Here is a 26751-nt window from a genome sequence, read left to right on the forward strand (position 1 = left end):
CTTTGCGATGGCAAACCTAACAATAAACGGAAAATCACTCACGCTCGATGTCGAGCCGGATACCCCGCTGCTCTGGGCGATCCGCGAGAATGCCGGGCTGACCGGCACCAAATATGGCTGCGGCATCGCACAATGCGGCGCCTGCACCGTTCACATGGACGGTGGCGCCACCCGCTCCTGCGGGATCTCGGTCGCCGAGGCCGAAGGCAAGAAGATCACCACGATCGAGGGGCTGGGGGCCGGCAGCACGCTGCACAAGGTGCAGGAGGCCTGGATCGCCCAGGATGTTCCGCAATGCGGCTATTGCCAAAGCGGCATGATCATGGCGGTGGCAGCGCTCCTCAACGATAATCCGAAACCGACCGACGCCGACATCGACGAGGCCATCACCAATATCTGCCGCTGCGGCACCTTCCAACAGGTGCGCGAAGCGATCCACACGATCGCAAGCGCGTAAGGAGCCGCCAACATGAACAAGCATGTTTCACCCCGAATGAATCGCCGCGCCTTCGTCATCGGCAGCACCGCGCTCGGCGCCGGCCTGGCCATCGGCCTCGATATTCCCTTCGGCGGCCCCGCCGTGGTGCGCGCGGCCGACGGCTCGCCCGAAATCAATGCCTGGGTCGTGATCAAGCCCGACGACACCGTCGTGATCCGCGTCGCCCGCTCCGAGATGGGCCAGGGCTCGCTGACCGGCCTTGCCCAGCTCGTCGCCGAGGAACTCGAATGCGACTGGACCAAGGTCACGACCGAATTCCCCTCGCCCGGCCAGAGCGTGGCCCGCAAGCGCGTCTGGGGCGATTTCTCGACCGGCGGCAGCCGCGGCATCCGCACCTCGCAAGACTACGTCCGCAAGGGCGGCGCCACCGCGCGCATGATGCTGATCCAGGCCGCGGCCAACGACTGGAAGGTGCCGGCATCGGAATGCACGGCCGCCAACAGCGTCATCACCCATAGCCCGTCGGGCAAGACCACGACCTACGGCAAGGTCGCTGAGGCCGCCGCGAAGCTGACGCCACCGGCCGATGTCAAGCTGAAGGACCCAAAAGACTGGAAGCTGATTGGCAAGGGCGTCAAGCGGCTCGACACGCCGGACAAGGTCGTCGGTGCCACCGTCTACGGCATCGACGTCAAGCTGCCCGGCATGCTCAACGCCGCGATCAAGGATTGCCCGGTCACCGGCGGCAAGCTGAAGAGCTATGACGAAGCCAAGATCGCCGGCATGAAGGGCGTGAAGAAGGTCGTGAAGGTCGGCGACAGCGCGGTCGCGGTCGTGGCCGACACCTTCTGGCACGCCAAGACCGCGCTCGATGCGCTGCCGATCGTCTGGGACGAAGGCGAGAACAAGAAGGTCTCCAGCGCCTCCATCGCAAAATGGCTGGCGGAAGGCCTCGACGGCGGCCAAGCCTATGTCGGCAATTCCAACGGGGATGTGAAGACGGCGCTCGCGGGCGCGGCGAAGACGGTCGAAGCCGTCTACAACTATCCCTACCAGAACCACGCCACCATGGAGCCGATGAACGCGACTGCGCTCTACACCGCCGACAAGTGCGAGGTCTGGTGCGGCACGCAGAATGGTGAGGCAGCGTTTGCCGCGGTCCTTGAGGCTTCCGAACTGCCTGCTGACAAATGCGACGTGCATAAGCTCATGCTTGGCGGCGGCTTCGGAAGACGCGGCCAGACCGATTATGTGCGCCAGGCTGTGCTGATCGCCAAGCAGATGCCGGGCACACCGATCAAGCTGTTATGGACTCGTGAGGAGGACATGACGCATGGCCGCTATCATCCCATTACGCAATGCAAGATGACCGCGGGCTTCGACGCCGACAACAATCTGACGGCGCTCCACATGCGGATCTCCGGTCAATCGATCCAGTTCACGCTCCGACCAGATGGCCTGGTCAACGGCATGGATCCCTCGACCTTCCAGGGCCTCGCGCCCAAGGGCGATGCATCGTTCGGCTACTCGGTGCCCAATCTCCTGATCGATCACTCGATGCGCAACCCGCACATCATCCCGGGCTTCTGGCGCGGCGTGAACGTCAATCACAACGCTCTCTATGTCGAATGCTTCATGGATGAGCTGGCTCATGCGGTGAATCAGGATCCGCTCGAGTTTCGGCGCAAGTTGATGAAGAACAACCCCAAAAATCTTGCGGTGCTCGAGGCCGTCGCCGAAAAGGTCGGATGGGGCAAGCCGGCCCCGGAAGGGGTATATCGCGGCCTCGCTCACTTCATGGGCTTCGGCAGCTATGTTGCGGCGGCAGCCGAAATCTCTGTGACCGACGGGACCAAGGTCAAGGTCCAGCGCATCATCGCGGCCACTGATCCCGGTTATGCCGTCAACCCGGCGCAGATCGATCGCCAGATCGCGGGCTCGTTCGTCTACGGGCTCAGCGGACTGTTCTTCGGCGGTTGCACGGTGAAGGACGGCGCTATCGAGCAAACCAACTTCGACACCTACGACTCCATGCGCATCGCGGCGATGCCGAAGGTGGAATCGATCGTGATGCCGAGTGGCGGTTTCTGGGGTGGAGTCGGCGAGCCGACCATCTGCGTTGCCGGACCTGCGGTGCTCAACGCCTATTTCGCGGCGACGGGCAAGCGCATCCGCTCGGTGCCGCTGCGCGACCAGAACATTACCCTCGTCTAAAAGACGAGTTGCGGCGGCGAGAAATTGCCGCCGCAACCACTTCCGGATGATCCTGATGACCACGCGCCCGGTGACACGGCGGAATGCGGTGCTCGGCATCGCGGCGGCCGCGACATTGGCGCGGCCGTCGATCTTGCGCGCGCAATCCACGGGCCGTGTCGTCGTGGTCGGTGGCGGTTTTGGCGGCGCAGCCTGCGCGCGCGCGCTGAAGCGTATGCAGGAGAACTTGCAAATCATCCTGATCGAGCCCAATGCGGTTTTCACCTCCTGCCCCCTGAGCAACGAGGTGATTGCGGGCCTGCGCAACATCGAAGCGCAGCAGTTTGGCTATGACAAGCTCGCCGCCGAGAGCGTCACCGTGATCGGCGAGACCGTAACCACGATCGAGCCGCAGCAGCGCAGCGTCGTGACGGCTGATGGCGTCGCGCTGCCCTACGACCGTCTCGTGCTCTCGCCCGGCATCGACTTTCACTTCGACGCCCTGCCCGGGTACGACGAAACCGCATCGAAAAAAATGCCGCACGCCTGGAAAGCCGGCGAACAGACGCTGCTGCTACGCACGCAATTGGAAGCGATGGACGATGGTGGCGTGGTGGCAATCGCGGTCCCCGCCAATCCCTCGCGCTGCCCGCCGGCACCTTACGAGCGCGCCAGCCTGATTGCGCATTACCTGAAGACGAAGAAGCCGCGCTCGAAAGTATTGATCCTCGACGCCAAGGACAATTTCTCGCAGCAGCGGCTGTTCGAGAAGGCGTGGAAGGAGCTCTACGGCGACATGATCGAGCGCGTGGCGCTGTCGCAGGGCGGCCGTGTCACCTCGGTCGATCCCTCGACCAAAACCATCATCACCGAATTCGGCAACTACACCCCAGATGTGGCCAATGTCATCCCGCCGCAGCGGGCCGGGCGCATCGCCGAAATCGCCGGAGCGGCCGACACGTCCGGCTGGTGTCCAATCGATCCCATGACCTTCGAGTCAAAACTCGTCCCCAATATCCACGTCATCGGCGACGCCTGTCTCGGCGGCGGCATTCCAAAATCGGCGTCAGCTGCGAGCGCGCAAGGCAAGGCTTGCGCCGCCGCAATCGTCAACCTGCTCGCGGGCGACGCGCCGGAGACACCGCGGCTCACCGGCGTGTGCTACAACACCGTCGCGCCCGGTTACGGCTTCTCACTCGCCGGCAACTACCAGCCCAGGGGCGATATCTTTGCCGAGGTCGAGGGCGGTGCGACGAGCCCGGTCGATGCGCCGCGCGAGCTGCGCGCCCGCGAGGCGGCCGAGGCGGAGCGCTGGTTTCAAACCATCACGGCGGAGACCTTTGGCTAGATCGACCGTCCATATCGCTGCGCTGATCGCCGCCAGTCTCGCGTTTGTCCCCGGCGCGAGAGCAGAGGGCCTCGTGCCCTACAAGATCATCAGTGACGGCATTCCGGAATCGCTCACGGGTTCGCCCGGCGATGCCGTGCGCGGACGCGCGCTGGTGCTGGCGCGGACGACGACCTGCATCCTCTGCCATTCTGGCCCCTTTCCCGAAACGCGGTTCCAGGGTGATCTCGCGCCTGATCTCACAGGCGCCGGGAACCGCTGGTCGGTGGGCCAGTTGCGGCTTCGGCTGGTAGATGCTTCGCACTTCAACCCTGAGACCATCATGCCGTCCTATTATCGCGCCGACGGGCTCGTTCGTGTCGGGCGCAATTTCGCCGGCAAACCGATACTATCGGCCACGGAGATCGAGGACATCGTGGCCTATCTTGCAACGCTTCGGGACTAGGACTGTTCATGCCAACCACGCGACGACAATTTTTGAGCCTCGCCGGCAGCGTTACAGCCGCCGGAGCAATCCCGATCGTCACGTTGCGTCCACTCAACGCGACGCCCGCGATGCTCAATACCGCCATTCGCAATGTCGTCGGCGAAGCCGCGATACGCACCGGCAAGGTCAAGATCGACATTCCGCCGCTGGTCGAGAACGGCAACACGGTGCCGATGACGATCAGTGTCGCAAGCCCGATGACGGCGGACGACTACGTCAAGAGCATCCACGTCTTCAACGAGAAGAACCCGCAGCCGAACATCGGCAATTTCTACTTCAACCCCTCCTCCGGCCGCGCCCAGGTCTCGACGCGGATCCGGCTTGCCGACACCCAGAAGGTGGTCGCCATCGCCCGCCTCTCCGACGACAGCTTCTGGCAGGTCACAGCCGACGTTGTCGTGACGCTCGCCGCCTGCACCGAGGAGGTGAACTGATGGCCGCAGCCCTCATCAACGTTCCCTCACGCGCAAAGCGCGGCGACATCATCGAGATCCGCACGCTGACCTCGCACATCATGGAGACCGGCTTTCGCCACACCATGGACGGCACACTGGTGCCGCGTGACATCATCACCAGCTTCACCTGCCGCTACAACGGCACCGAGATCTTCCGCGCCGACCTGTTTCCGGCGATCGCAGCCAATCCGTATTTGTCGTTCTTCACGATCGCGAAGGAAAGCGGCAAGTTTGAGTTCGAATGGATCGGCGACAACGGATATGCGTCCACCGCGTCGGCATCGATCACGGTCGAATGAGTTTTTGGCGCGCGATAGCGGTCGTGGCGTTTCTCGTCACGGTCCCCGGCCTGCTCGCCGGCGAAATTCCGTCCGATGCGCGACGCTCCGGCTATTCCTTCATGGGCCCCGAGACACGCGCCATCCAGGATGACGACACGTCCAACCCCGGCATGCTGTTCGTGCTCGACGGCGAGGCGCTGTGGGCGAAGAAGACCGGCAGCGCCGGGAAAGCCTGCGCGGACTGCCATGGTGATGCGCGCAACAGCATGAAGGGCATCGCAGCGCGCTATCCCGCCTTCGACAAGACGCTCGGCCGCCCCGTCACGCTCGACCAGCGTATCAATCTCTGCCGCGCAGATCATCAGCAGGCGACGCCGCTGCCCTACGAGAGCCGCGACCTCTTGGCGCTGTCCGCTTTCGTCGCCCAGCAGTCGCGCGGTGTCGCGATCACGGCCGGCGACGATCCTCAAGCAAAGCCTTTCGTCGAACAGGGCCGCAACCTCTTCATGCAGCGCGAGGGCCAGCTCAACCTGGCCTGCACCAATTGCCACGACGACAACTTTGACAAGCACCTCGCCGGCGCGCCGATCACGCAAGCACAGCCGACCGGCTATCCGCTCTATCGGCTGGAATGGCAGACGCTGGGATCGCTGGAGCGTCGCTTGCGCAGCTGCATGGCCGGTGTCCGCGCCCAGGCCTATGATTACGGCGCGCCCGAGCTGGTCGCGCTCGAGCTCTATCTGATGTCGCGGGCGCGCGGCATGCCGATGGAAACGCCGGCCGTGCGACCTTGATCCGCAGAGATTAGGGCTAGGCAGGCGCGGCACGGACGCTACTATCCCTCCCAAAGAAAATGAGTCACAGGGAGGAATACAGTGGTTGACCACAAGATTTCGCGCCGCAGCCTTTTGGCCGGCACCGCAGCAGCAGGCGTGCTCGGCGTCACCGGATTTCCGGCCCGCGCGGAGATAGCCTGGAAGAAATATTCCGGGACCAAGCTGGAGGTGATCCTCGCCAAGGGACCGCGCGGCGACAACCTGCAAAAATACATCAAGGAGTTCACCGAACTCACCGGCATCCAGGTGGAGTCGGAGCAGATCCCCGAGCAGCAGCAGCGCCAGAAGGTCGTGATCGAGCTGACCTCGGGCCGGCCGAGCTTCGACGTCGTGCATCTCAGCTATCACGTGCAGAAGCGGCAGTTCGAGAAGGCCGGCTGGCTCGCCGACATGTCCGGTTATCTCAAGGACCCCAGTCTCACGCCGCCCGATCTCGTCGAGAGCGATTTCTCGGCGGCGGGCCTGCAATACGCCCGCAACGACAAGGGCCAGATGCTGTCGCTGCCGTGGTCGGTCGACTATTTCATCCTCTACTACAACAAGGAGCTGTTCCAGAAGAAGGGCGTCGAGGTCCCGAAAACGCTGGAGGAAATGGCTGTTGCGGCCGAGAAGCTCACCGATCCCAAGGAAGGGATCTATGGCTTCGTCGGCCGCGGCTTACGCAACGCCAACATGGCAATGTGGACCAACTTCTACCTGAACTATGGCGGCGAATTCCTCGACGCCAAGGGCAACATCCTGACCGACGGTCCGGAAGCGATCGAAGCCACCAAGCTATATCAGCGGTTGTTGACCAAGTCCGCGCCTCCCGGCGTCGCCGGATTCAACTGGATGGAATCGATGGCCTCGTTCACGCAAGGCCGGGCGGCGATGTGGATCGACGCAGACGGCTGGGCGCCACCGCTGGAAGATCCAGGCGCCTCCCGCATCGTCGGCAAGGTCGGCTACACCGTGGTGCCCGCGGGTCCCAAAGGCCAGTTCTCGTCAACCTATGGCGACGGCATCGGCATTGCGGCGGCGAGCAAGAACAAGGAAGCCGCCTATCTGCTCTGCCAATGGGTGGCCTCAAAGGGACAAGGCGCCCGCCTGCTCCAGGCCGGCGGCGGCGTGCCGTTCCGCAACTCCATCGTCGATGATCCCGAAGTCGCGAAGGGCGTGAAGACCAAGGAGTGGCTGCAGTCGGTCATCGACTCCGCCAAGATCTCCAAGCTCGGTCTGCCCGTCATCATCCCGGTTGCCGAATTCCGCGACACCGTCGGCGCTGCACTGACCGCGACCTTGTCCGGCGCCGATCCCGCAACGGAGCTGAAGAAGGCACACGAGCAATTCCGCCCGATCCTGGAGCGCAGCGAAAAAGCGTGAGCGTAATAACACAGACCTCTCCGGCCGCGGCGCAAGCCGCCGCGCCGGAGAAACCGTGGCGTCGGCCGTCCTATTGGCCATTCGTGGTGCCGGCGCTGGTCGTCGTGCTCGCCATCATCATTTTCCCTTGGCTGTTCACGATCTGGATGAGCCTGAACGAGTGGAAGGTCGGCGCGCCGACCACCTTCGTCGGATTTTCCAACTATCTGCGGCTACCCAACGATCCCCGCTTCATCGAGGCGGTAGGCCACACCCTGGTCTACACCGCGCTGTCAGTGCTGCTGCCGCTGCTGTTCGGCACGTTCGCAGCCGTGGTGTTTCACCAGAAATTCGCCGGCCGCGGCTTCCTGCGCGGCGTCTTCATCATGCCGATGATGGCGACGCCCGTCGCAATCGGCCTGGTCTGGACCATGATGTTCCATCCCCAGCTCGGCGTGCTGAACTACCTGTTGTCGCTGATCGGCCTGCCGCCGCAGCTCTGGGTGTTTCATCCCGCAACGGTGATCCCGTCGCTGGTGCTGGTCGAGACCTGGCAATGGACACCGCTGGTCATGCTTATCGTGCTCGGCGGCCTCGCTGCTATACCGACCGAGCCCTATGAAAGCGCACAGATCGACGGCGCCAATTTCTGGCAGGTGTTTCGCTTCATTACGCTGCCGCTGATCATGCCGTTCCTGTTCATCGCCGGCATGATCCGCATGATCGACGCGGTGAAAAGCTTCGACATCATCTTCGCGATCACCCAGGGCGGACCAGGCTCGGCATCGGAGACCATCAACCTCTATCTCTACAGCGTCGCCTTCGCCTATTACGACATCGGCTATGGCTCGGCGATCGCGGTCATCTTCTTCCTGCTGATCGTCGCGCTGGCCGCGGTGATGCTCTACTTCCGCCAGCGCATGCTGTGGACCGAGACGGGGAGCGACGCATGAACCTGCGCAGCCTTCTCGGCCGGATCGGGCTGTGGTTCGCGGTGCTCGTCATCGTGTCGCCGGCGATCCTGTTCTTCCTCTGGATGGCGTCGCTGTCGCTCAAATTCGAGATCGACAATGCCGCCTACCCGCCGGTGTTCATTCCCGAGCATTTCGCCTGGAAGAACTATGCCGACGTGCTCGCCTCCAACCGTTTCCTGACCTATTTCATCAACAGCCTGATCGTGACCGGCAGCGCCACCGCGCTGGCACTGCTGACCGGGGTCCCTGCCGGCTACGGCATCGCGCGGATGGCCGCGCACAAATCCGCGATCGTGATCCTGATCGCCCGCATCACGCCGGGACTATCCTATCTGATCCCGCTGTTCCTGCTGTTCCAGTGGCTCGGATTGCTCGGTACGCTGGTGCCGCAGATCATCATCCATCTGGTGGTGACGGTGCCGATCGTGATCTGGATCATGATCGGCTATTTCGAGACGACACCGATGGAGCTGGAGGAAGCCGCCCTGATCGACGGCGCCACGCGCTGGCAGGTGTTTCGGCACGTCGCGCTGCCGATCGCAAAACCGGGCATCGCGGTCGCCTTCATCCTCGCCGTGATCTTCTCCTGGAACAACTTTGTGTTCGGCATCGTGCTGGCGGGACGCGAGACGCGCACCCTGCCGGTTGCCGTCTACAACATGATCTCGTTCGACCAGTTGAGCTGGGGCCCGCTCGCCGCCGCCGCGCTGATCGTGACGTTCCCGGTGCTGTTGCTGACGGTGCTCGCCCAACGGCAGATCGTCGCCGGGCTCACTGCCGGTGCCGTCAAGGGCGGGTAGAAATGAAACGGCCGGGCGACACGACGTCACCCGGCCGCGATTGATGTCAGAGCTGCCTACTCCGCAGGCGCGGCGTGCATCTCCGGATGCGCAGCATAGTGCTCGGTAGCGCCTAGCTTGGTCGCCGCGAACAGGCCCGCCGCCATCACGGCATAGGCGAACGCCACCGCGGGCGTCACGCCGAACCCGCCGCCGATGCCGACGGCTTCGCCATGCATGAAGCCGAAGTAAGTCAAGACGGCACCGACCAGCGCGAAGGCCGAGGCTTTCTCGAAGTCACGCTCGATGATGAAGACACCGATCGCACCCAGGATGAGGCCGCCGAGGATGGAGCCACCGCCCATGATCTCGAGGCCGTGATAGAACACGCCCTGCTGCGGCAGTGCTGCGATCGCAGCAGCCTTGACCGCGTCGGCCTTGTCGGCGGCCATGCCGCCGACCGTTGCCGCCGCATTCATGGTCGAGCCCAGCATCGTGTCGATCTGGAGTTTGGCCCAGGCGGCGAGATGCGGCGTGAAGGCCAGCGCCACGGCGGGCGCGTGCTTCGACGGTGTGGTCTGGAATGCCTGCGCAGTCATGAGCATGCCGATATAGAGCAGGATCGGCGAGATCGCGACGACGGGCACCAGCGCCAGCAGGACCGAGATGACGCCGAACCACGACAGGACCACCACCATGATGCCGGTCGCGGCCGAATAGCCGATCCGGCCACCCATCGCCTTCCAGCCGGGATGACCGATATAGACCGCGTTGATGAAGGGATTACCCATCAGGCAGCCGATCAGGCTGACGACGCCGTCGGCGGTCAGCACGCGCGTGGTCGGATATTCGTCGCCGGCGGCTTCCGCGCTCTCGACGTTATCCATGGCCTCGACGAGGTCATAGATGCCGAAGGGAATAGCGGTCACCAAAATGACGCCGAGATATTCGAAGCCGGAGAAGACGTAGCCCGCCGCCGGGATCGGCACCGAGAAGCCGAAATTGGCGAAGGCATCCCCGACGCCCTTGATGCTCAGTCCGCCGAGGCTGAGACCGAACAGGTTCGAGCCCCAGGCGATGATCATGCCAACCACGATCGCGATCAGACCGGCGGGAATGCCCTTTGGATATTTCACGCCACCGAACCAGCTCACCAGGATGACGGCGAAGCAGACCAGACCGATTTGCGGCGTCATGTACATCTCGAGCGCCGGACGCATCGCGATGAAGGTCAGCGAGACGCCTGCAAGCGTGCCGAGCAGCGCAGCGCGCGGGGTGATCTTCCGGATGAAGGGCGCGATGAAGCCGCCGATCATCAAGATGAAGCTCTGGAAGAACACCCAGACCAGGCCGGCCGACCAGCCCTTGAGTGGATCGCCGGTCTTGATCGTGACTGGCAGCATGATCACAAAGGTGACGATGAACATGTGCGGCACGCTGACGCCCGAGGGCAGCGCGCAGACATCGGTGCGGCCGGTTTTCTGCGCGAGGCGATAGGCGAGGTACGCATAGTAGAAGGTCGACAGGCACATCATCAGCCCGAGCGCGGGCAGGATGCGGCCGAACACGAGACTGTCCGGCATCTTCAGCACGAAACGAAGCAGGCCCGTAAGCACCAGCATGTTGACGAGGATGTTGGTGCCGAAGCCGAAAAACGCGTTCCAGTCGCCCGGTGTCCATAGTACCGGCTTAAACTCGGACTTGCCGGCCGTCCCCGTCAAAGCGCTCATGATAATACCCCTATGTGGTCGAAGTCTTCATCGCCTCCAGTACTGCGGCTGAGTCCGCGACCCAGCCGAAGATGCCGCCTTGGGCCTTGATCATCTTCAGGCCCATCTCGTGAAACTCGGGAAAGTAGGATGCGCAGCCGTCCGAGATGACGACGCAGCGATAGCCGCGGTCATTGGCCTCGCGCACGGTGGTGTTGACGCACACCTCTGTGGTGACACCGCATACCAAAAGGTTCTCGATGCCGTATTTCTCCAGCACGTCGGTGAGCTCGGTGGCGTAGAATGCGCCCTTGCCGGGCTTGTCGATCACGACCTCGCTGTCGAGCGGATAGAGTTCGGGGATGATGTCGTGGCCGGCTTCGCCGCGAATGAGAATGCGTCCCATCGGGCCGGGATCGCCGATGCGAAGGCTCGGCGCGCCGCGTTCGACTTTCGCCGGCGGCGCATCGGAAAGATCCGGCAAATGGCCTTCGCGGGTGTGAACCACCAGCATGCCGGTGTCGCGCGCAGCCGTCAGCAGCGCGCCGATCGGCTTCACGGCACGCGCAAGCTGGCTGACGTCGTTACCGAGTGTCTCGCCGAAGCCGCCGGGCTCCATGAAATCGCGCTGCATGTCGATGATCACGAGCGCCGTGCTCGCCCAGTCGAGCTTGATCGGCTCGGGCTCGGCGCTGATGACGCCCAGTGTCGGCTTGGTTGAGTTCAACATGACGCAGGCCCCCGCGAGAACTCTCGTTGCCAGGAGTTCTGCAAACGCCGTGCCATTGTGTACAATGACAATCCGACGCGCGACGCGGAGAAATTTGCTGTGCTGTCAGAATGTTAAGAGAGGAGCGCGGGTCTGCTCATTCGCTGTGCGACGTCTTTGCGACGTGCATTTGCTCAAATGATGAGCGACGGCGAAGCTCGCTTTTTTAGCGGGCAGTATCTCCGTACAGCCGCCGATACTCGTCCTCATACGGCGCATACGAGTCCTTTAGCGTCGCCATGTTGAGCAGCATCGTGGCCACCATCGTACCCGTCTTGTCGAACACGCGCGTCTTGATCCAGGCGCTCTCGGTGCGGCGACTGCCGGAGAGCGCGACGACCTCGCGCTCGACTTCATAGGCCTCGTCGACAAAGAGCGGACCCTTCACGAGCCTGATCTCCTGGTCGGCGAACAGGCCGACGGCAGGCCCCTTGGCCGGGAGCGGATCGTCCTTGGAGCGGTACTGAAACAGCACGCTCAGCATCTCCATCGGAATGATGGCGCGGCCCCACGGATTCTCCGCGCTGGAATAATATGGCGAGTTCTCGGTGATGACGGCGAGCTTCTGCCGCAGCGAGAACGGATAGAGGTCGCCCATGTTCTGGTCGAAGGCCATCCGCACCGACTGCCGCTGGCTGGTCTGCGCCACCTTCACGTCGCGCAGGATCACGGGATCAGTAAGCGGCTTGAGCTCGGCAAGGCGCGCCTCCAGCGCGGTCGCAGCTTGGGGATCGCCGACCGATGCCGTGCCGCGCAACACCTCGGTGCCGTCACGCTTGACCATCTGGATCTGGCTGGTGCCGGGCAATGGCTTCGACAGGATCGCCTGCACCTCCTCGCCCTCGAAGCAGGCGTTGCGGTAGTGCGCGGAGAGACAGCCGCTCTCGAACCAGGCCTGTCCCCACAACCGCACGCCGAGCGGCGCGAACTGGCTGAAATGCGTCGGCCCCTCGATGGTGCCGCCCTTGAAGCCAAGCTTTTGCGCGGTGGCATCGTCGTGGATGGAGGCATGCGCGTCATAGGTCTGCGCGTGGAGCATCTGCCGCGGCTGACGCCACGGCCCGACCAAGGCATTGGCCGTTTCTGATATCTCGGTTTCGAATGCGCTTGCAGCCATGGTGTCCTCCGATCGAAGCCATGACTAGCAGGAGCGCCACAGATGCGGCTAGCCGTATTGACTTCGCTGGCCCATGCTTTTGACTGCCTCATCCTGCTTCGCAAGCCGCCACTCTTTCCGCGGCGCAAAATTCCCGTCAGACCAAGAAAAACAAGGACTCCCGAAATGACGCTGATGCAGGTCGAGCTGGACGATAAATACCGGCTCGAATCGAAGCGGATCTTCCTGTCCGGCACGCAGGCCCTGGTTCGATTGCCCATGTTGCAGCGCGAACGCGACCGGCTTCAGGGGCTCAACACCGGCGGCTTCATCTCGGGCTATCGCGGTTCCCCGCTCGGCATGTACGACCACGCGCTGTGGCGCGCGAAGTCGCACCTTCAGCAGCAGGACATCGCCTTCGTACCCGGGCTGAACGAGGATCTGGCGGCGACCGCGGTCTGGGGCAGCCAGCAGGTCGGACTGTTTCCCGGCGCCAAGGTCGATGGCGTGTTCGGCATCTGGTACGGCAAGGGCCCCGGCGTCGATCGCTCGGTCGATGCGCTCAAGCACGCCAATGCCGCCGGCACCTCGCTCAATGGCGGCGTGCTGGCGCTCGCCGGCGACGACCATGGCTGCCAGTCCTCGACACTGGCGCATCAGAGCGAGCAGGTGTTTGCGGCGGCGCTGATTCCCGTGATCAATCCCGCAACGCTCCAGGACTATCTCGATCTCGGCCTCTATGGCTTCGCGCTGTCGCGCTTCTCCGGCTGCTGGGTCGGCTTCAAGGCGATCAGCGAGACCGTGGAGAGCTCGGCGTCGATCTATAGCGATCCCGCGCGCATCCAGATCAAGCTGCCCGATGATTTCGAAATGCCGCCCGGCGGCCTCAACATCCGCTGGCCCGATCCACCGCTGGAGGCCGAGCGGCGCCTGTTCGGCCCGAAGATGGCTGCGGTGCAGGCCTTTGCCCGCGCCAACCAGCTCGACCGCATCGTGCTCGATTCAAAGCCCGCGCGGCTCGGCATTGTCGCGACCGGCAAGGCCTATCTCGATCTGCGCCAGGCGCTCGCCGACTTGGGCATTACCGACAAGGACGCGCAGGATCTGGGCTTGCGCATCTACAAGGTCGCGCTGACCTGGCCGCTGGAGGAAAGCGGCGCAAGGCGCTTCGCGGAGGGTCTTCAGGACGTGCTGGTGGTCGAGGAGAAGCGCGGCTTCATCGAAGACCAGCTGATGCGCATCCTCTACAACATCGATGCGTCGAAGCGGCCGACGGTGACGGGAAAACGCGACGAGAGCGGCGCGCCGCTGCTGCCGAGCGAAGGCGAGCTGACGCCGACCATCGTTGCGTCCGCGCTGCTGGCGCGGCTGCGCAAGCTCGGCCATCACAGCCCGGTGCTGGAGCAGCGCCTGGCGCGGCTCGAGGCGTTCGACAATCCTGTTCCGGCCACTGCACAAATCAAGCTCGCGCGCACGCCGTTCTTCTGCTCGGGCTGCCCGCACAACTCTTCGACAAAAGTACCCGAAGGCAGCCGCGCCATGGCCGGCATCGGCTGCCATGGCATGGCCTTGAGCATGCCGACCCGCCGCACCGATTTGATCTCACATATGGGCGCCGAGGGCGTGAACTGGATCGGGCAGTCGCCCTTCACCACCGAGCAGCACATTTTCCAGAATCTCGGTGACGGCACCTATACGCATTCCGGCCTGCTTGCGCTTCGCGCCGCTTCCGCCGCCGGCATCAACATCACCTACAAGATCCTCTACAACGATGCGGTGGCGATGACCGGCGGCCAGCCGGCCGAGGGCGGTTTCAACGTTGCGCAGATCGCGCACCAGGTCTGGGCTGAGGGCGTCAAGCGGCTCGCGATCGTCTCGGACGATCCGAGCAAATATCCCGAAGGCAATTACTTCCCGCAAAGCGCAACCATCCATCACCGCCGCGAGCTCGACGCTGTCCAGCGCGAGCTGCGCGACATCAAGGGCCTGACCGTCCTCATCTACGACCAGACCTGTGCGGCGGAAAAGCGCCGCCGCCGCAAGCGCGGACTCTATCCCGATCCCGCCAAGCGCGCCTTCATCAACGAGCTGGTCTGCGAAGGTTGCGGCGATTGCTCGCAAGCCTCGAACTGCGTCTCGGTGCAGCCGCTGGAGACCGAGTTCGGTCGCAAACGCCAGATCGACCAGTCGAACTGCAACAAGGATTTTTCCTGCGTCGAGGGTTTCTGCCCGAGCTTTGTCACCGTGCACGGCGGTACGCTCAAGCGCATCAAGACCTCGGGCGTTGATTCCGGGCAGTTGTTCGCCGACCTCCCGCTGCCGCCCGCACGCGAGCTGGAGGCCCCCTACAACATCCTCGTCACCGGCATCGGCGGCACCGGTGTCATCACCATCGGTGCGCTGCTCGGCATGGCCGCGCATGTCGACGGCCGCGGCTGCTCGGCACTGGATTTCACCGGCCTGTCGCAGAAGAACGGTGCGGTGATGAGCCATGTCCGCATCGCCCCAAAGCCGGAGGATATCTCTGCCGTCCGCATCACCACCGGCGGCGCGGACGTCATCCTCGGTTGCGACATGATCGTTTCGGCAGGTCCCTCCGCGCTCAGCCGTGCCGAGCGCGGGGTGACGAAAGCCTACATCAATGCCGATCTCCAGCCGACCGCGAGTTTTGTGCAGAACCCCGATCTCGATTTCGAGATGGGCACGATGCAGACTGTGCTGAGCGATGCGATCGGCGACAAGAACCTCGACATCATCGACGCCACCGGCATCGCCGCGGCGCTGATGGGCGATTCGATTGCGACCAATCCCTTCATGCTCGGTTTCGCCTTCCAGAAGGGCGCGATCCCGCTGTCGCTGGAGGCCCTGCTCCGCGCCATCGAGATCAACGGTGCCGCAATCGAGATGAACAAGCTCGCCTTCACCTGGGGGCGGCTGGCCGCCCACGACATGACGCGGGTGCGCAGCGTGCTCCAGTTCAAGAGCCGGGCGAGTGCGCCAACGAAGTCGCTCGACGACATCATTGCGACGCGCGCAGAGTTCTTGACCGGCTATCAGGACAAGGCCTACGCGGACCGCTACCTCGCTGCCGTCACCAAGGTGCGCAAGGCAGAGAACGCTGCCTCGCCTGCGTCGACCGAGCTTACGGAAGCCGTAGCAAAAAGCCTGTTCAAGCTGATGTCCTACAAAGACGAATATGAAGTCGCGCGGCTCTATACCGACGGCAGTTTTGCCAAAAAAGTGTCGGAGAAGTTCGACGGCGATTTTTCGTTGAAGTTCTATTTGGCGCCCCCGATCTTCGCACAGCGTGACAAGACGACTGGGCATCTTCAGAAGAAAGAGTTCGGCGGCTGGATGATCCACGCGTTCCGCGCGCTGGCAAAGCTGAAGTTCCTGCGCGGCGGTGCGTTCGATCCGTTCGGACGTACCGAGGAGCGCAGGACCGAGCGCAAGCTGATCGAGGATTATCTCGCGATGATCGATCAGCGGATCGCTGGGCTGAAGGCCGCGCAGATCCCACTGCTGACGAGGCTTGCACGCGTGCCGGAGACAATCCGCGGCTTCGGCCACGTTAAGGAAGCCAATATCAAGCTGGCGGTGGCGGAGAAGGCCCGGCTCGAGGCGGAGCTGGAGAACAGCCGCTTTGCGGCAGCGGCGGAGTAGCTGTCGCCGTGTTCTCAGCTGTCATCGCCCGGCTTGACCGGGCGATCCAGTGCGCCGAGACAGGAGTGGTTGAATCGATGGGCCGCGGCGTATTGGATGCCCCGCTTTCGCGGAGCATGACAGCGGTGGAGATGGCTAGACTGACGCTGTAACCGCACTCATCGTCACGGCTGCCCCCTCCGCCAAATGCCGTCCCGCAACATACCCGAACGTCAGCGCCGGCCCGAGCGTAATGCCCGGCCCCGGATAGTTGCCATTCATGATCGAGCCCATGTCGTTGCCGCAGGCATAGAGCCCCGCAATGGGCGTGCCGTCGTCGCGCAGCACGCGGGCCTGGGCATCGACCTTCATACCGATCGCGGTGCCGAGGTCGGCTGGATAGATGCGCATCGCGAAGAACGGCGCGCGGATGATCGGTGCGACGCAAGGGTTGGGCTTGTGCGCGGCGTCGCCGAGGTGGCGCTGATAAATCGTGCTGCCGCGACCGAATTCGGGATCGCGGCCCTCCTTCGCATCGGTGTTGTAGTTTGCAATGGTCGCGGCGAGCGCGGGCGGCTTGATGCCGATCTTCGCCGCAAGTTGCTCGATATCTGGAGCCTCGATCAGCTCACCGCTCGCCGCATAGCGCCGAACGTTGCGGGTGAAGGGCTTGATGCGGCCGAGGCCGTAGCTCCACAGGAACTGGCGATCGCAGATCAGATGGAAGGGCCGATCGGGCTCGCCGTTGCCGTCGCGCAGCATGGCGAGCACGAATTCATGGTAGGACAGCGCCTCGTTGACGAAGCGCCGGCCAGCTGCGTTGACGGCGATCACGCCGGGCTTGGCGCGATCCGTCACCGTATGCGGGAACACGCCGCGGCTGCCGTCGGCGCGCCGAAACAGCGAGGCCGGCACCCAATACGCCGGGCTGGTGGCATCCGTGTTGAGCGCGGCACCCCCGGCTGTCGTCGCGAAGCGAAGCCCATCACCCGTGCCGGATGTATTGGTTGCTGAGACGAACCCGGCCGCGGGTGGGAAGAAACGTTTGCGCAAGGCGGCATCGTGCGAAAAGCCGCCGGTCGCCAGCACCACGCCGCGACGTGCGGAGATCGGGCGATCGCGCGAGCCGTGACGGATCACCACGCCAACGACGCGATCGCCCTGCATCGACAGATCTTCGACATCGGCGCTGAAGAGAATTTCAACTTGCCGCGCCAGCAGCGAGGCATAGAGCCGCGCGGCGAGCGCATTGCCGAGATACAGCGTCGTGCCGCGCGGGTTGCGCAGCCGCTGCAACGCGTATTCGGAAACAAGCCGCGCCGCGCGCAAGGTCGAGCGCAGCGATTTTCCGACCCGGCGCAGATGCGGGATGTCGAGCCGATTGACCATCATCCCGCCGAACAGCGTGAACTCCGGCAGCGGCGGCCGCAGCCGTGCGAAACTCGCGCCCAGCCGCCTGCCATCGAACGCGACCGGCTCCAGCACGCGCCCGCCGGGCGTGGCGCCCAGCCGCTCCGGATAATAGTCCGGGTAGGCCTTCACCGGCTGGAGGCGAACCTCCGTCTTGGCCTCGAGATAGGCGATGGCCTCCGGCCCTCGCGCGAGGAAGGCGGCGCGCAAGCCGGCATTGGCAGGCTCAGGCACGGTGCTCGCGAGATATTGGACGGCATCCGTGACGCTGTCAGAAAGCCCCGCCTCTTTCATCTTGGGATTGGCGGGGATCCAGACCATACCGCCCGACCAGGCCGTGGTGCCGCCGACGAACGCCGTCTTCTCGATGACCAACACGCGCAAGCCTTCGGCGGCGGCGACGGCAGCAGCCGTCATGCCGCCCGCGCCGGCGCCGATGACAATTACGTCGTAGGTCTCATGCGCCGGCATCATGCGGCGGGTTTCCCGGAACGAGGCATAACACCGTCATACCCCGCCCCGGGCATCAGAGGCTAGCGCGCAGGCTTGCGCTCGACGGGATCGATGTCGATCGCCCGCAACCGGCCGAGCCGCAACACGTCCATAGCGAGCCGCCGGCCGATCCGGTCACGGTCGAGCACGCGGATCAGGTCGTCGACGCCGTTGATCTCTACGCCGTCCAGCCTGATCACGACGTCGCCGGACAGCAGGCCCGCCTTTGCCGCCGGCCCGTCAGGCTCGATCTGCGCCAGCAGCGCGCCCATCTTGTTCTCAACGCCCGCCAGCACCGCGTGGCGCCGGGGGACTGGCGCGGTCTGTCCGGCGACGCCGATATAGGCGCGGCGGACGTAGCCGTGGCGGATGATCTCCGACAGCACGAATTGCGCGGTGTTGCTGGCAACCGCGAAGCAGATGCCCTGCGCACCGCTGATGATGGCGGTGTTGATGCCGATCACCTCGGCATTCGACGACACCAGCGGCCCGCCGGAATTGCCGGGATTGAGCGCGGCATCGGTCTGGATCACGTCCTCGATGGTGCGTCCGCTGACCGAGCGGATCGAGCGCCCCAGCGCCGAGACGACGCCGGCGGTGACGGTTGACTCGAAGCCGAGCGGGTTGCCGATCGCGATCACGAGCTGGCCGCGCTTGAGGCTCTTGGAGTTGCCGAGCGCGGCATAGGGCAAGTCGCGGACGCCGTTGGCGCGCAGCAGCGCAAGGTCGGTGTCGGGATCGACGCCGAGCACGCGGGCATCACCGACGTTACCTTCGACGTCCCGCAGCCGGATCTCCTTGGAGGAGCCGACCACGTGGCTATTTGTGAGGACCAATCCATCCGGAGAGATCACGATGCCCGAGCCGAGGCCGCCGCGCTCGCGGCCGTTCGGCACTTTTGGTCCGGTCTCGACCCGCACGACGGCAGGGCCGACGCGATCGGTCACGTCGATCACGGCATTGGAATAGGCGTCCAGCAGGGCCCGGTCATCGGCCGGGGCAGCCGCTGCCGTTCGCGATGACGAGCCGTCATCGGCGATATCTGAGGTAAAATCCAACATGGCAAGAGTCCTTGAGGCTCACAGAGATGGTGGCCTGTTCCCTCTCGCGCAAGTGGCCCGCTTGGGGCGCAAGGCTGGACTGCCCAGGTGGCTAGGGCGCGCGCCGGAGCGTGCCCGCCTTTGCCTTGACTGGATCGAGCAGCGACCAGTCGCCATCCGGGAGCACATAGCCCTTTGGGAATGGCGCGCGCAGCTCCAGCCCAAGCGAACGCAGCACGCGATCGTCGCGGTAGTAGCATTGCAGCACGACGCGAACGAGCGTTGCGGCCGCCGCGCCGCCGTGCTTGCGAAACTCCTGCGCTACCGCATCGCGCTTCCCGGCATCGAGCTCCGCGAGCGGCTGGCCTGCGAGCCGCGCCAGATGGTCGAGCGCCGCCGCCACCAGTTTGGTGTCGCGGCCGAGCGTCGCAAGGATATCGGCCTGGATCGCGGGATCGTCGGCGCCGGGCACCTTGTACTCGTCACTAGCGGGAACGATCATCGCAGCAATTGTGCGGAGATCGTTGCATTGAGTGCGTGTCAGTTGATTGTCTGCGGACATGACGGCCTTAATCGAACAAATTGGCGAGACGCTGCTTCATCTGGTCGGCGATGTAGAGCGCGAGGGCCTGGATGGTGGACGTCGGGTTCACGCCGCCCGAGGTGACGAAGATGCTGCCGTCGACGATGAAGAGGTTCTTCACGTCGTGCGAGCGGCCCCATTCGTTGACGACGGAGCGTTCGGGATCGGTGCCCATCCGCGCGGTGCCGAGCAGATGCCAGCCGCCCCACGGGATCGGCGAATTGACGCAGATGTCGGTCGCGCCCGCCGTCTCGAGAACCTCGCGGCCGCGCGCCAGCGCATGCTCCATCATCTTCCGGCTGTTCTCGCTGATCGTGTAGTCGATCTTCGGCGCGGCAATGCCGTGGCTGTCCTTGAGGACCGGATCAAGCGTGACGCGATTGTGCTCTTCCGGCAGGTCCTCGCAGATCGCGGAGAAACCCAGCCGGTGGCCATTGAGCTTGCGGAACACGCGGTGATGATCGGCGCCCCACGGCAGAATGCCCTTCTGCTCGCTCACGACGGCTTCGAATACTGGCCCAGCGCCGCGGACGAACTGCACGCCATAGCCGCGCACGAAGCCGCGGGACAGGTCGGTGTCATACCACTCCTTGCTCCAGAGGCAGGTCGGCGGCGCGCGGTTACTATCGGTCGGCTCCTTCACATAGCCGTAGATCTGCGCATAAGGGTGGAACATCAGATTCTTGCCGACGAGACCCGACGAATTGGCAAGACCGTCTGGAAATCGCCCCGACGCGGAGTTCAGCAACAAGCGCGGCGTGCCGACGCCATTGCAGGCGATGATGACGACATGCGCGGGCTGAAACTGCTCGACACCGTCCTTGTCGTAATAGACCACACCCGAGGCCATGCCGTTCTCGTCGGTCGTGATCTCGCGCACCCGGCAATGGGTGCGCAGCTCGACGCCGGCGCGAACCGCGTGCGGCCAATAGGTGATGTCGGTCGAGGACTTTGCGCCTTGCGCGCAGGCCGGCGTGCAGTGGCCGAGATTGATGCAGCGAGCCCTGCCCTCGTAGTCCATGGTCGCGACCGTCGTATCGGACGGCCACCAGTGCCAGCCGAACTCGTTCATGGCCTTGCCGATGATGGCGCCGGACAATCCCATCGGCTGCTGCGGCATCGGCGGATGGGTCAGCGGCGACAACGGATCACCCGACAGCCCTGAGGTCCCCATCATCCGGTCGTTCTCTTCGAAAAATGGGGTCAGCGCGTCGTAGTCGATCGGCCAGTCATCGGCGACGCCGTCGAGCGTCTTCACCTTGAAATCGGAAGGGTGCAGCCGCGGCCAATGCGCGGTGTACATCACCGTCGAGCCACCGACGGCGTTGTAATTCACCACCTTGATCGGTGAATTGTCGTCGTTGATCGGATAGTCCTCGGGCCGTCCCCGGATATTGGGGCTCGATGACCACTCACCGTAGAACTTGGCTTCCCAGTCCCGGCCCGTGCTCGGGTATTCCGCCGGGTTCATCCAGCCGCCCTGCTCCAGGCAGAGAATGTGCATCTTGGTCTCGGCCAGCGACCACGCGACTGCGGCGCCCGAAGCGCCGGCGCCGATGATCAGGACGTCCACGGGGTCTTTCATCGCAACCTTTTCCTCCCGCCCTCGCCGCTTCCCGGGCGATTCGGCCTTCACGGCACGCTGGCTTATCGCAAACGATAGGATCAGAGCGGCGGCTGAGTAAAGCCACGAGGCCGGAATGTCGCACTTCGCAGGGCGCAGACCATTGGTATCGCCACATCCGGATGCTAGGAACGAAGCGCAAGAGCAATCGATAGCGAGACCGCATGTCCTTCCGAAATTCCTATGCCGCCGCCCGCGCTTTCGCGCTTGTTTTATGTCTCGCTCTGTCAGGATTTCTGGCCGCATCCGGGCCAGCCTCCGCGCTGACCGCAGCCGCAACCGCCCGGGACGCCAATTCCATCCAGCTTGGTGATATCACCTACCGGCTCGACGGCATCGATGCGCCGGAACTGGACCAGGTCTGCATCGACGACCACGCCGATCCCTGGACCTGCGGCATCGACGCCCGCGACCAGCTGACCAAGCTGATCGGCGGACGCTCCGTGCGCTGCGACGATGTCGGCCCCGAAAAGAACTTTGGCAAACGGCACCGGGCCATCTGCACGGCCGAGGGCGACAAGGTCAGCTTGAACGAGCAACTGGTCAAGCTCGGCTTCGCCATCGCGCGCGATCCGATCAAGGCCAATATCAAGTCGGCGGCGGCTGACGCCAAGACCGCCTCGGCCGGCATCTGGAAGGGCTGCTTTGTTGCACCGCAAGAATTCCGTACCGGCAAGAGGGACGGCGCGCTTCTCGGCGCCGCCTGCCGCTCCGACCGTGACAAGGAGATCCGCGGGGTGTTGTTTCCGGACGAGCTGACGGCGCCGCCGAGCTGCGCCATCAAGGGCAAGCTCGCGGTGCGCGCGCGCGTCACCGGCAATATCGGCATCTACCACTTGAGAGGCTGCCCCAGCTATGCCGCGACCACCAGGCCGGACCGCTGGTTCTGCTCGGAGGACGACGCCCAGGCCTCGGGCTTCCGCAAGGCGTACAACTGCCGCCGGCCAAAGTGAACAATTGGTTCACGCACCCGTGAGTGGTGGCCGGAGACAGTATTGATCCGGAATTGAACTCCATCGCGAGTTGCTGCACTTATCAACGTGCGCACGCGCCTTGCGCGAGTGCATCCTTGGCAGACGATCCTCATCGGATTGTCTTTGCTCGGGCGTTTCCTCCCTAGACTTGGGCCGCTTGTCACAAACGAGCGGCTCTTCTTTTTTGTGCGGGCTCTACTACTGTCGCATCTGCATGATCTGGTCCATCGGCGGCATGTTCTGATTGAGATGCCCCATGATCCAGACGGTCCCGCCGACCACCAGGAACACGACCATAAGCCCGAACGCCAGCGCCAGCACGTTGTTGGTGTTGTCGGGCCCCGTCGTGATGTGGAGGAAGAACACCAGATGCACGCCCATCTGCGCGATCGCGAGCACGATCAGCGCGACGGGGATTGAAGGCTGCCAGACCAGATTGGTGCCGGCGATGAAGAACGACGTCGCCGTGAGCAACAGCGCAAGCGCGAGGCCGACGACATAACCTGTGATCCGCTCACCGACGCTGTGTTGCTCTTCCTCGCCCGGTGCGAGGTCGTGTTCGACAGGCATATGTGTCTGATCGCTCATACGCCACTCCCAAGCAAATAGACGACAGAGAAAACCCCAACCCAGACGATGTCAAGCGCATGCCAGAACAGCGCAAAGCACATCATCCGGCGCAGGACGTCGGCACGAAAGCCCTTTGCGAAGACCTGGGCCATCATGGTGAGCAGCCACAATATGCCAGCCGAAACGTGGAGGCCGTGGCAGCCCACCAGCGAGAAAAACGACGTCAGGAACGCGCTGCGTGACGGGCCGTAACCGCGCGAGACGAGATCGGCGAATTCGCGGAACTCGATGGCGAGGAAGATCAACCCCAGCACGCAGGTCACGGCCATGCCGAGGTAGAACCAGAACCGGTTACGCACGTCGGCCGCAATGCTGGCCATGCCGCAGGTGAAGCTCGACAGCAGCAGGCAGACCGTCTCGATCGCAACGTTGCGCTGCTCGAAAATCTCCGAGCCCTTCGGGCCGCCGGCGGTCTGGTCGGCCAGCACCGCGTAAGCCGCGAAGAAGCAGGAGAACATCACGATGTCGGAGAGCAGGAAGACCCAGAAGCCGTAGGCGGTCACGGTGCGCTTCGGCGCGGGTCCGGGATGCTCGACAACGAGCCCGATGTGATGCGGATCGGCGTGCGCGCGGCCGACGGTTGCGGTCATCGACATCAGATCATCCCCGCCATGCTGACGAGGCCGCGCCGTTCCTCGAGATTGATGCGGTCGATGCGCGCGACCTCGGCTGCCGGAATGACGTACTCATCATGATCGCGCCAGGCGAACACGACGAAGGTCGCGATCGCGCCGATGCCGCCCAAAATCACCATCCACCAGATGTGCCAGATCAGCGCGAAGCCCATGATGGTGGCAAAGAACGCGCAGACAAAACCGGTCGGCGAGTTCTTGGGCATCTCGATGTCGTGATATTCGGGTGCGGTGTGGTCGAGCGATTGCTGCTGGGCAGCGACCTTCATGTCCCAATAGGCGTCCTCGCCGCGCACGTCGGGATGGAAGGCGAAATTGAACACCGGCGGCGGCGACGAGGTCGCCCACTCCAGCGAGCGGCCGTCCCAGGGATCGCCGGTACGGTCGCGCAACGCCTCGCGATTGCGGATGCTGACGACGAGCTGCATGATCTGGCAGATCACTCCGATCGTCAGCACGGCCATGCCGAACGCCGCCACGATCATCCAGGGCCGCCACGCCGCGACCTCATAGTGCTGCAGGCGCCGCGTCATGCCGAGCATGCCGGCGACATAGAGCGGCACGAAGGTGACGTAGAAACCCGTGAAGGTGAACCAGAACGCACGTTTGCCCCAGCGCTCGTCGAGGCGGAAGCCGAATGCCTTGGGAAACCAGTATTCGAAGCCGGCGAAGGCGCCGAACAGCACGCCGCCGATGATCACGTTATGGAAATGCGCCACCAGGAACATGCTGTTGTGGAGCATGAAGTCGGCCGGCGGCACCGCGACCAGCACGCCCGTCAATCCGCCGATGATGAAGGTGACCATGAAGCCGACGGCCCACAGCATCGGCGTCGCAAAGCGGATACGGCCGCCATACATCGTGAACAGCCAATTGTAGATCTTCACCCCCGTCGGCACCGCGATGATCATGCTGGCGATGCCGAAGATGGCGTTGACGTCGGGGCCTGCGCCCATCGTGAAGAAATGATGCAGCCAGACCATGAAGGAGATGACGCAGATCGCCATGGTCGCAAGTACCATCGAGCGATAGCCGAACAGCGCCTTGCCGGAGAAGGTCGAGACCACCTCGGAGAAGATGCCGAAGGCCGGCAGCACGAGGATGTAGACCTCCGGATGGCCCCAGGCCCAGATCAGGTTCATGAACATCATGACGTTGCCGCCGGCCTCGTTGGTGAAGAAATGGAAGCCGAGATAACGGTCGAGCAGCAGCATCGCCAGCGTGGCGGTGAGGATCGGGAAGGCCGCGACGATCAGGAGGTTCGAGGCCAGCGTGGTCCAGCAGAACATCGGCATGCGCAGATAGTTCATGCCTTTTGTGCGCAACTTCAGCACTGTCGTCACGAGATTGATGCCGGCGACCAGCGTGCCGACGCCGGAGATCTGGAGCGACCAAGCGTAATAGTCGACGCCCACACCCGGCGAATAGGACAGTTCCGACAGCGGCGGAAAAGCCAGCCAGCCGGTGCGCGCGAACTCGCCGACCACGAGCGAGATATTGACCAGCAGCGCGCCGGTCGCTGTCAGCCAGAAGCCGACGGAGTTGAGCGTGGGAAAGGCGACGTCGCGCACCCCGAGCTGAAGCGGCACCACCAGGTTCATGAGCCCGATCACGAACGGCATCGCCGTGAAGAAGATCATGATGGTGCCGTGCGCCGAGAAGATCTGGTTGTAATGCTCCGGCGGCAGATAGCCCTGTGACTGATAAGCGACCGCCTGCTGGATCCGCATCATGATGGCGTCGCTGCCGCCGCGCAGCAGCATGACTGATGCCAGCAGGATATACATCACGCCAATGCGCTTGTGGTCGACGCTGGTGATCCATTCGTGCCAGAGGTAAGGCAGGTGCCCTTTCACCACGACCCAGATCAGCACCGCAAGGATCGCAACCAGCACCACGGCGCCCGCGATCAGCGGGATCGGCTGGCCGAACGGGATCGCGGACCAATCGAGCTTACCGAGCATCATGGCCTCCACTGTGCGGACGGCCGGCATCGGAGATCAGCTCCGGGCCGGGCCCTGGCGGAATGTGCTGGGTCGCGATCAGATCGAACAGGCGGGGATCGTCGAGGCGATAGGTCGGCCTGCCCCGCTCGATGCCCTGCTGCATCAGCTTCGTGTAGCTCTCCTCGTTCAGCACGGCACCGGACTTCGCGGTCGCCGCCACCCAATCGGGAAAAGCGAGCGGCGAGATCACATTGACGTCGAACATCATGTCCGGAAAGCCGTCGCCGGAGAAATGCGCTCCCAGGCCCTGGAGCTTGCCTTCATTGTCTGCGCGCAGGTTCAGCCGCGTCACCATGCCGTTCATGCTGTAGATCATGCTGCCGAGCTGTGGGATAAAGAACACGTTCATCACGCTCGACGACGTCAGCTGGAAATTCAGCTCAGCGCCGGCCGGCACCGTCAGCGTATTGACAGTGGCGATACGCTGATCCGGATAGATGAAGAGCCATTTCCAATCGAGCGAGACGGCCTGGATCCGCACCGGGCTGCCGGTGCCCGGCACCGGCGCCGCGGGATCGAGCTTATGCGAACCGATCCAGGCGACACCGCCGAGCAGGATCACGGTCAGCGCCGGGATCGCCCACACCACCATCTCGACGCGACCGGAATAGACGAAGTCAGGCTGAAATTTCGCCTTCGGATTCGACGCGCGAAACCAGAACGCGAACGCCAGGATCGCGATGATGGTTGGCACCACGATCGCGAGCATGATGAAGACGGAATCGACCAGGATGGTGCTGTTGGCCGCAGCCACCGGCCCTTGTGGATCGAGCAGATTCATCGGCAAGCCACTGGCGATTGGGAAACCCCGAGGGACAGCGTAACGCGAAAAAGGCCCGCCGACAAACGCAGTTGCGTGAAGACGGTTCCGCAACATACCCGCTCAACCGTGCCTCCTGCCGCGCGGCGGCATGCAATTCCATGCGATGTCAATGACATCGGCGCGTGATGGCCGGCCTTCTCACCTGTCGGGGCGATTGCTAATCTGCACGAAAATATCGGGATGAAACG

General features: G+C 63.8%; 23 protein-coding genes. 12 read left to right on the forward strand and 11 right to left on the reverse strand.

The annotated features are described in order from the left end of the window. Positions 1-7: 7 nt before the first annotated feature. The 10 genes from UP06_RS12500 to UP06_RS12545 all read left to right on the forward strand — a co-directional run bounded on the left by UP06_RS12500 (position 8) and on the right by UP06_RS12545 (position 9154). A complete protein-coding gene (locus UP06_RS12500; RefSeq protein WP_045002879.1) occupies positions 8-457 on the forward strand; it encodes a (2Fe-2S)-binding protein in 450 nt (149 codons plus the stop codon). A gap of 12 nt (positions 458-469) precedes the next feature. Continuing rightward, complete coding sequence (locus tag UP06_RS12505) at positions 470-2653, forward strand: xanthine dehydrogenase family protein molybdopterin-binding subunit (protein ID WP_045002880.1); 2184 nt, start codon at positions 470-472, stop codon at positions 2651-2653. A gap of 46 nt (positions 2654-2699) precedes the next feature. Next, complete coding sequence (locus tag UP06_RS12510; RefSeq protein WP_197087204.1) at positions 2700-3980, forward strand: NAD(P)/FAD-dependent oxidoreductase; 1281 nt, start codon at positions 2700-2702, stop codon at positions 3978-3980. Beyond that, positions 3973-4425: a sulfur oxidation c-type cytochrome SoxX gene (gene soxX, locus UP06_RS12515; protein WP_045002881.1), complete on the forward strand. Its 453-nt coding sequence runs from the start codon at positions 3973-3975 to the stop codon at positions 4423-4425. Before UP06_RS12510 ends, soxX begins: the two co-directional genes overlap by 8 nt. A gap of 8 nt (positions 4426-4433) precedes the next feature. Beyond that, positions 4434-4901, forward strand: a complete 468-nt coding sequence (locus tag UP06_RS12520) for a SoxY-related AACIE arm protein (RefSeq protein WP_045002882.1) — start codon at positions 4434-4436, stop codon at positions 4899-4901. Continuing rightward, on the forward strand, positions 4901-5221 hold the full coding sequence (gene soxZ, locus UP06_RS12525; protein ID WP_045002883.1) for a thiosulfate oxidation carrier complex protein SoxZ: 321 nt from the start codon (positions 4901-4903) through the stop codon (positions 5219-5221). The genes UP06_RS12520 and soxZ overlap by 1 nt, the downstream gene beginning before the upstream one ends. Then, on the forward strand, positions 5218-5997 hold the full coding sequence (soxA, locus tag UP06_RS12530; RefSeq protein WP_045002884.1) for a sulfur oxidation c-type cytochrome SoxA: 780 nt from the start codon (positions 5218-5220) through the stop codon (positions 5995-5997). Before soxZ ends, soxA begins: the two co-directional genes overlap by 4 nt. A gap of 81 nt (positions 5998-6078) precedes the next feature. Next, positions 6079-7401 carry an ABC transporter substrate-binding protein gene (locus UP06_RS12535; protein WP_045002885.1) on the forward strand — a complete coding sequence of 441 codons (1323 nt, stop codon included), beginning with the start codon at positions 6079-6081 and terminating at the stop codon, positions 7399-7401. Further along, positions 7398-8333 (forward strand): carbohydrate ABC transporter permease, encoded by a 936-nt coding sequence (locus UP06_RS12540; RefSeq protein ID WP_045002886.1) that lies wholly within the window; start codon positions 7398-7400, stop codon positions 8331-8333. The genes UP06_RS12535 and UP06_RS12540 overlap by 4 nt, the downstream gene beginning before the upstream one ends. Continuing rightward, positions 8330-9154, forward strand: coding sequence for a carbohydrate ABC transporter permease (locus tag UP06_RS12545; RefSeq protein WP_045002887.1), 825 nt, complete (start codon positions 8330-8332; stop codon positions 9152-9154). The genes UP06_RS12540 and UP06_RS12545 overlap by 4 nt, the downstream gene beginning before the upstream one ends. A 56-nt stretch (positions 9155-9210) precedes the next feature. Here the strand turns inward: UP06_RS12545 and UP06_RS12550 are convergent, their stop codons facing one another. The 3 genes from UP06_RS12550 to UP06_RS12560 form a co-directional block, all read right to left on the reverse strand. Then, complete coding sequence (locus UP06_RS12550; RefSeq protein ID WP_045002888.1) at positions 9211-10863, reverse strand: hypothetical protein; 1653 nt, start codon at positions 10861-10863, stop codon at positions 9211-9213. Between the two features lie 10 nt (positions 10864-10873). Then, positions 10874-11572 carry a cysteine hydrolase family protein gene (locus UP06_RS12555; protein WP_045002889.1) on the reverse strand — a complete coding sequence of 233 codons (699 nt, stop codon included), beginning with the start codon at positions 11570-11572 and terminating at the stop codon, positions 10874-10876. 205 nt (positions 11573-11777) lie between these two features. Further along, positions 11778-12728, reverse strand: a complete 951-nt coding sequence (locus tag UP06_RS12560) for a hypothetical protein (protein ID WP_045002890.1) — start codon at positions 12726-12728, stop codon at positions 11778-11780. A gap of 165 nt (positions 12729-12893) precedes the next feature. On the opposite strand from UP06_RS12560, the gene UP06_RS12565 reads away from it, so the two are divergent. Further along, positions 12894-16370: an indolepyruvate ferredoxin oxidoreductase family protein gene (locus tag UP06_RS12565; RefSeq protein ID WP_045002891.1), complete on the forward strand. Its 3477-nt coding sequence runs from the start codon at positions 12894-12896 to the stop codon at positions 16368-16370. A gap of 135 nt (positions 16371-16505) precedes the next feature. Here UP06_RS12565 and UP06_RS12570 read toward each other — a convergent pair whose 3' ends face one another. From UP06_RS12570 to UP06_RS12585, 4 genes are all read right to left on the reverse strand, one after another. Then, positions 16506-18233 (reverse strand): FAD-dependent oxidoreductase, encoded by a 1728-nt coding sequence (locus tag UP06_RS12570; RefSeq protein WP_045002892.1) that lies wholly within the window; start codon positions 18231-18233, stop codon positions 16506-16508. Between the two features lie 59 nt (positions 18234-18292). After that, a complete protein-coding gene (locus UP06_RS12575) occupies positions 18293-19312 on the reverse strand; it encodes a S1C family serine protease (protein WP_045002894.1) in 1020 nt (339 codons plus the stop codon). Positions 19313-19403: 91 nt separating this feature from the next. After that, positions 19404-19853, reverse strand: a complete 450-nt coding sequence (locus tag UP06_RS12580; RefSeq protein ID WP_045002895.1) for a hypothetical protein — start codon at positions 19851-19853, stop codon at positions 19404-19406. 7 nt (positions 19854-19860) lie between these two features. Continuing rightward, entirely contained in the window at positions 19861-21459 is a 1599-nt protein-coding gene (locus UP06_RS12585; RefSeq protein WP_045002896.1) for a GMC family oxidoreductase, read from the reverse strand. A gap of 203 nt (positions 21460-21662) precedes the next feature. On the opposite strand from UP06_RS12585, the gene UP06_RS12590 reads away from it, so the two are divergent. Continuing rightward, a complete protein-coding gene (locus UP06_RS12590; RefSeq protein ID WP_045002897.1) occupies positions 21663-22451 on the forward strand; it encodes a thermonuclease family protein in 789 nt (262 codons plus the stop codon). A gap of 219 nt (positions 22452-22670) precedes the next feature. Here UP06_RS12590 and cyoD read toward each other — a convergent pair whose 3' ends face one another. Genes cyoD through UP06_RS12610 form a run of 4 tightly spaced genes read right to left on the reverse strand, consistent with a single transcriptional unit; the run spans position 22671 to position 26521 of the window. Next, a complete protein-coding gene (cyoD, locus tag UP06_RS12595) occupies positions 22671-23060 on the reverse strand; it encodes a cytochrome o ubiquinol oxidase subunit IV (RefSeq protein ID WP_045002898.1) in 390 nt (129 codons plus the stop codon). Beyond that, on the reverse strand, positions 23057-23698 hold the full coding sequence (locus UP06_RS12600; RefSeq protein WP_045002899.1) for a cytochrome (ubi)quinol oxidase subunit III: 642 nt from the start codon (positions 23696-23698) through the stop codon (positions 23057-23059). Before UP06_RS12600 ends, cyoD begins: the two co-directional genes overlap by 4 nt. Further along, the gene (gene cyoB, locus UP06_RS12605) at positions 23698-25698 is read right to left on the reverse strand and encodes a cytochrome o ubiquinol oxidase subunit I (RefSeq protein WP_045003049.1); all 2001 of its coding nucleotides are present in this window, start codon (positions 25696-25698) and stop codon (positions 23698-23700) included. The genes UP06_RS12600 and cyoB overlap by 1 nt, the downstream gene beginning before the upstream one ends. Then, positions 25688-26521, reverse strand: a complete 834-nt coding sequence (locus UP06_RS12610) for a cytochrome ubiquinol oxidase subunit II family protein (protein WP_045002900.1) — start codon at positions 26519-26521, stop codon at positions 25688-25690. The genes cyoB and UP06_RS12610 overlap by 11 nt, the downstream gene beginning before the upstream one ends. Positions 26522-26751: the final 230 nt, after the last annotated feature.

The sequence above is a fragment of the Bradyrhizobium sp. LTSP857 genome (genome assembly GCF_000938285.1).
Taxonomy (GTDB): Bacteria; Pseudomonadota; Alphaproteobacteria; order Rhizobiales; family Xanthobacteraceae; genus Bradyrhizobium.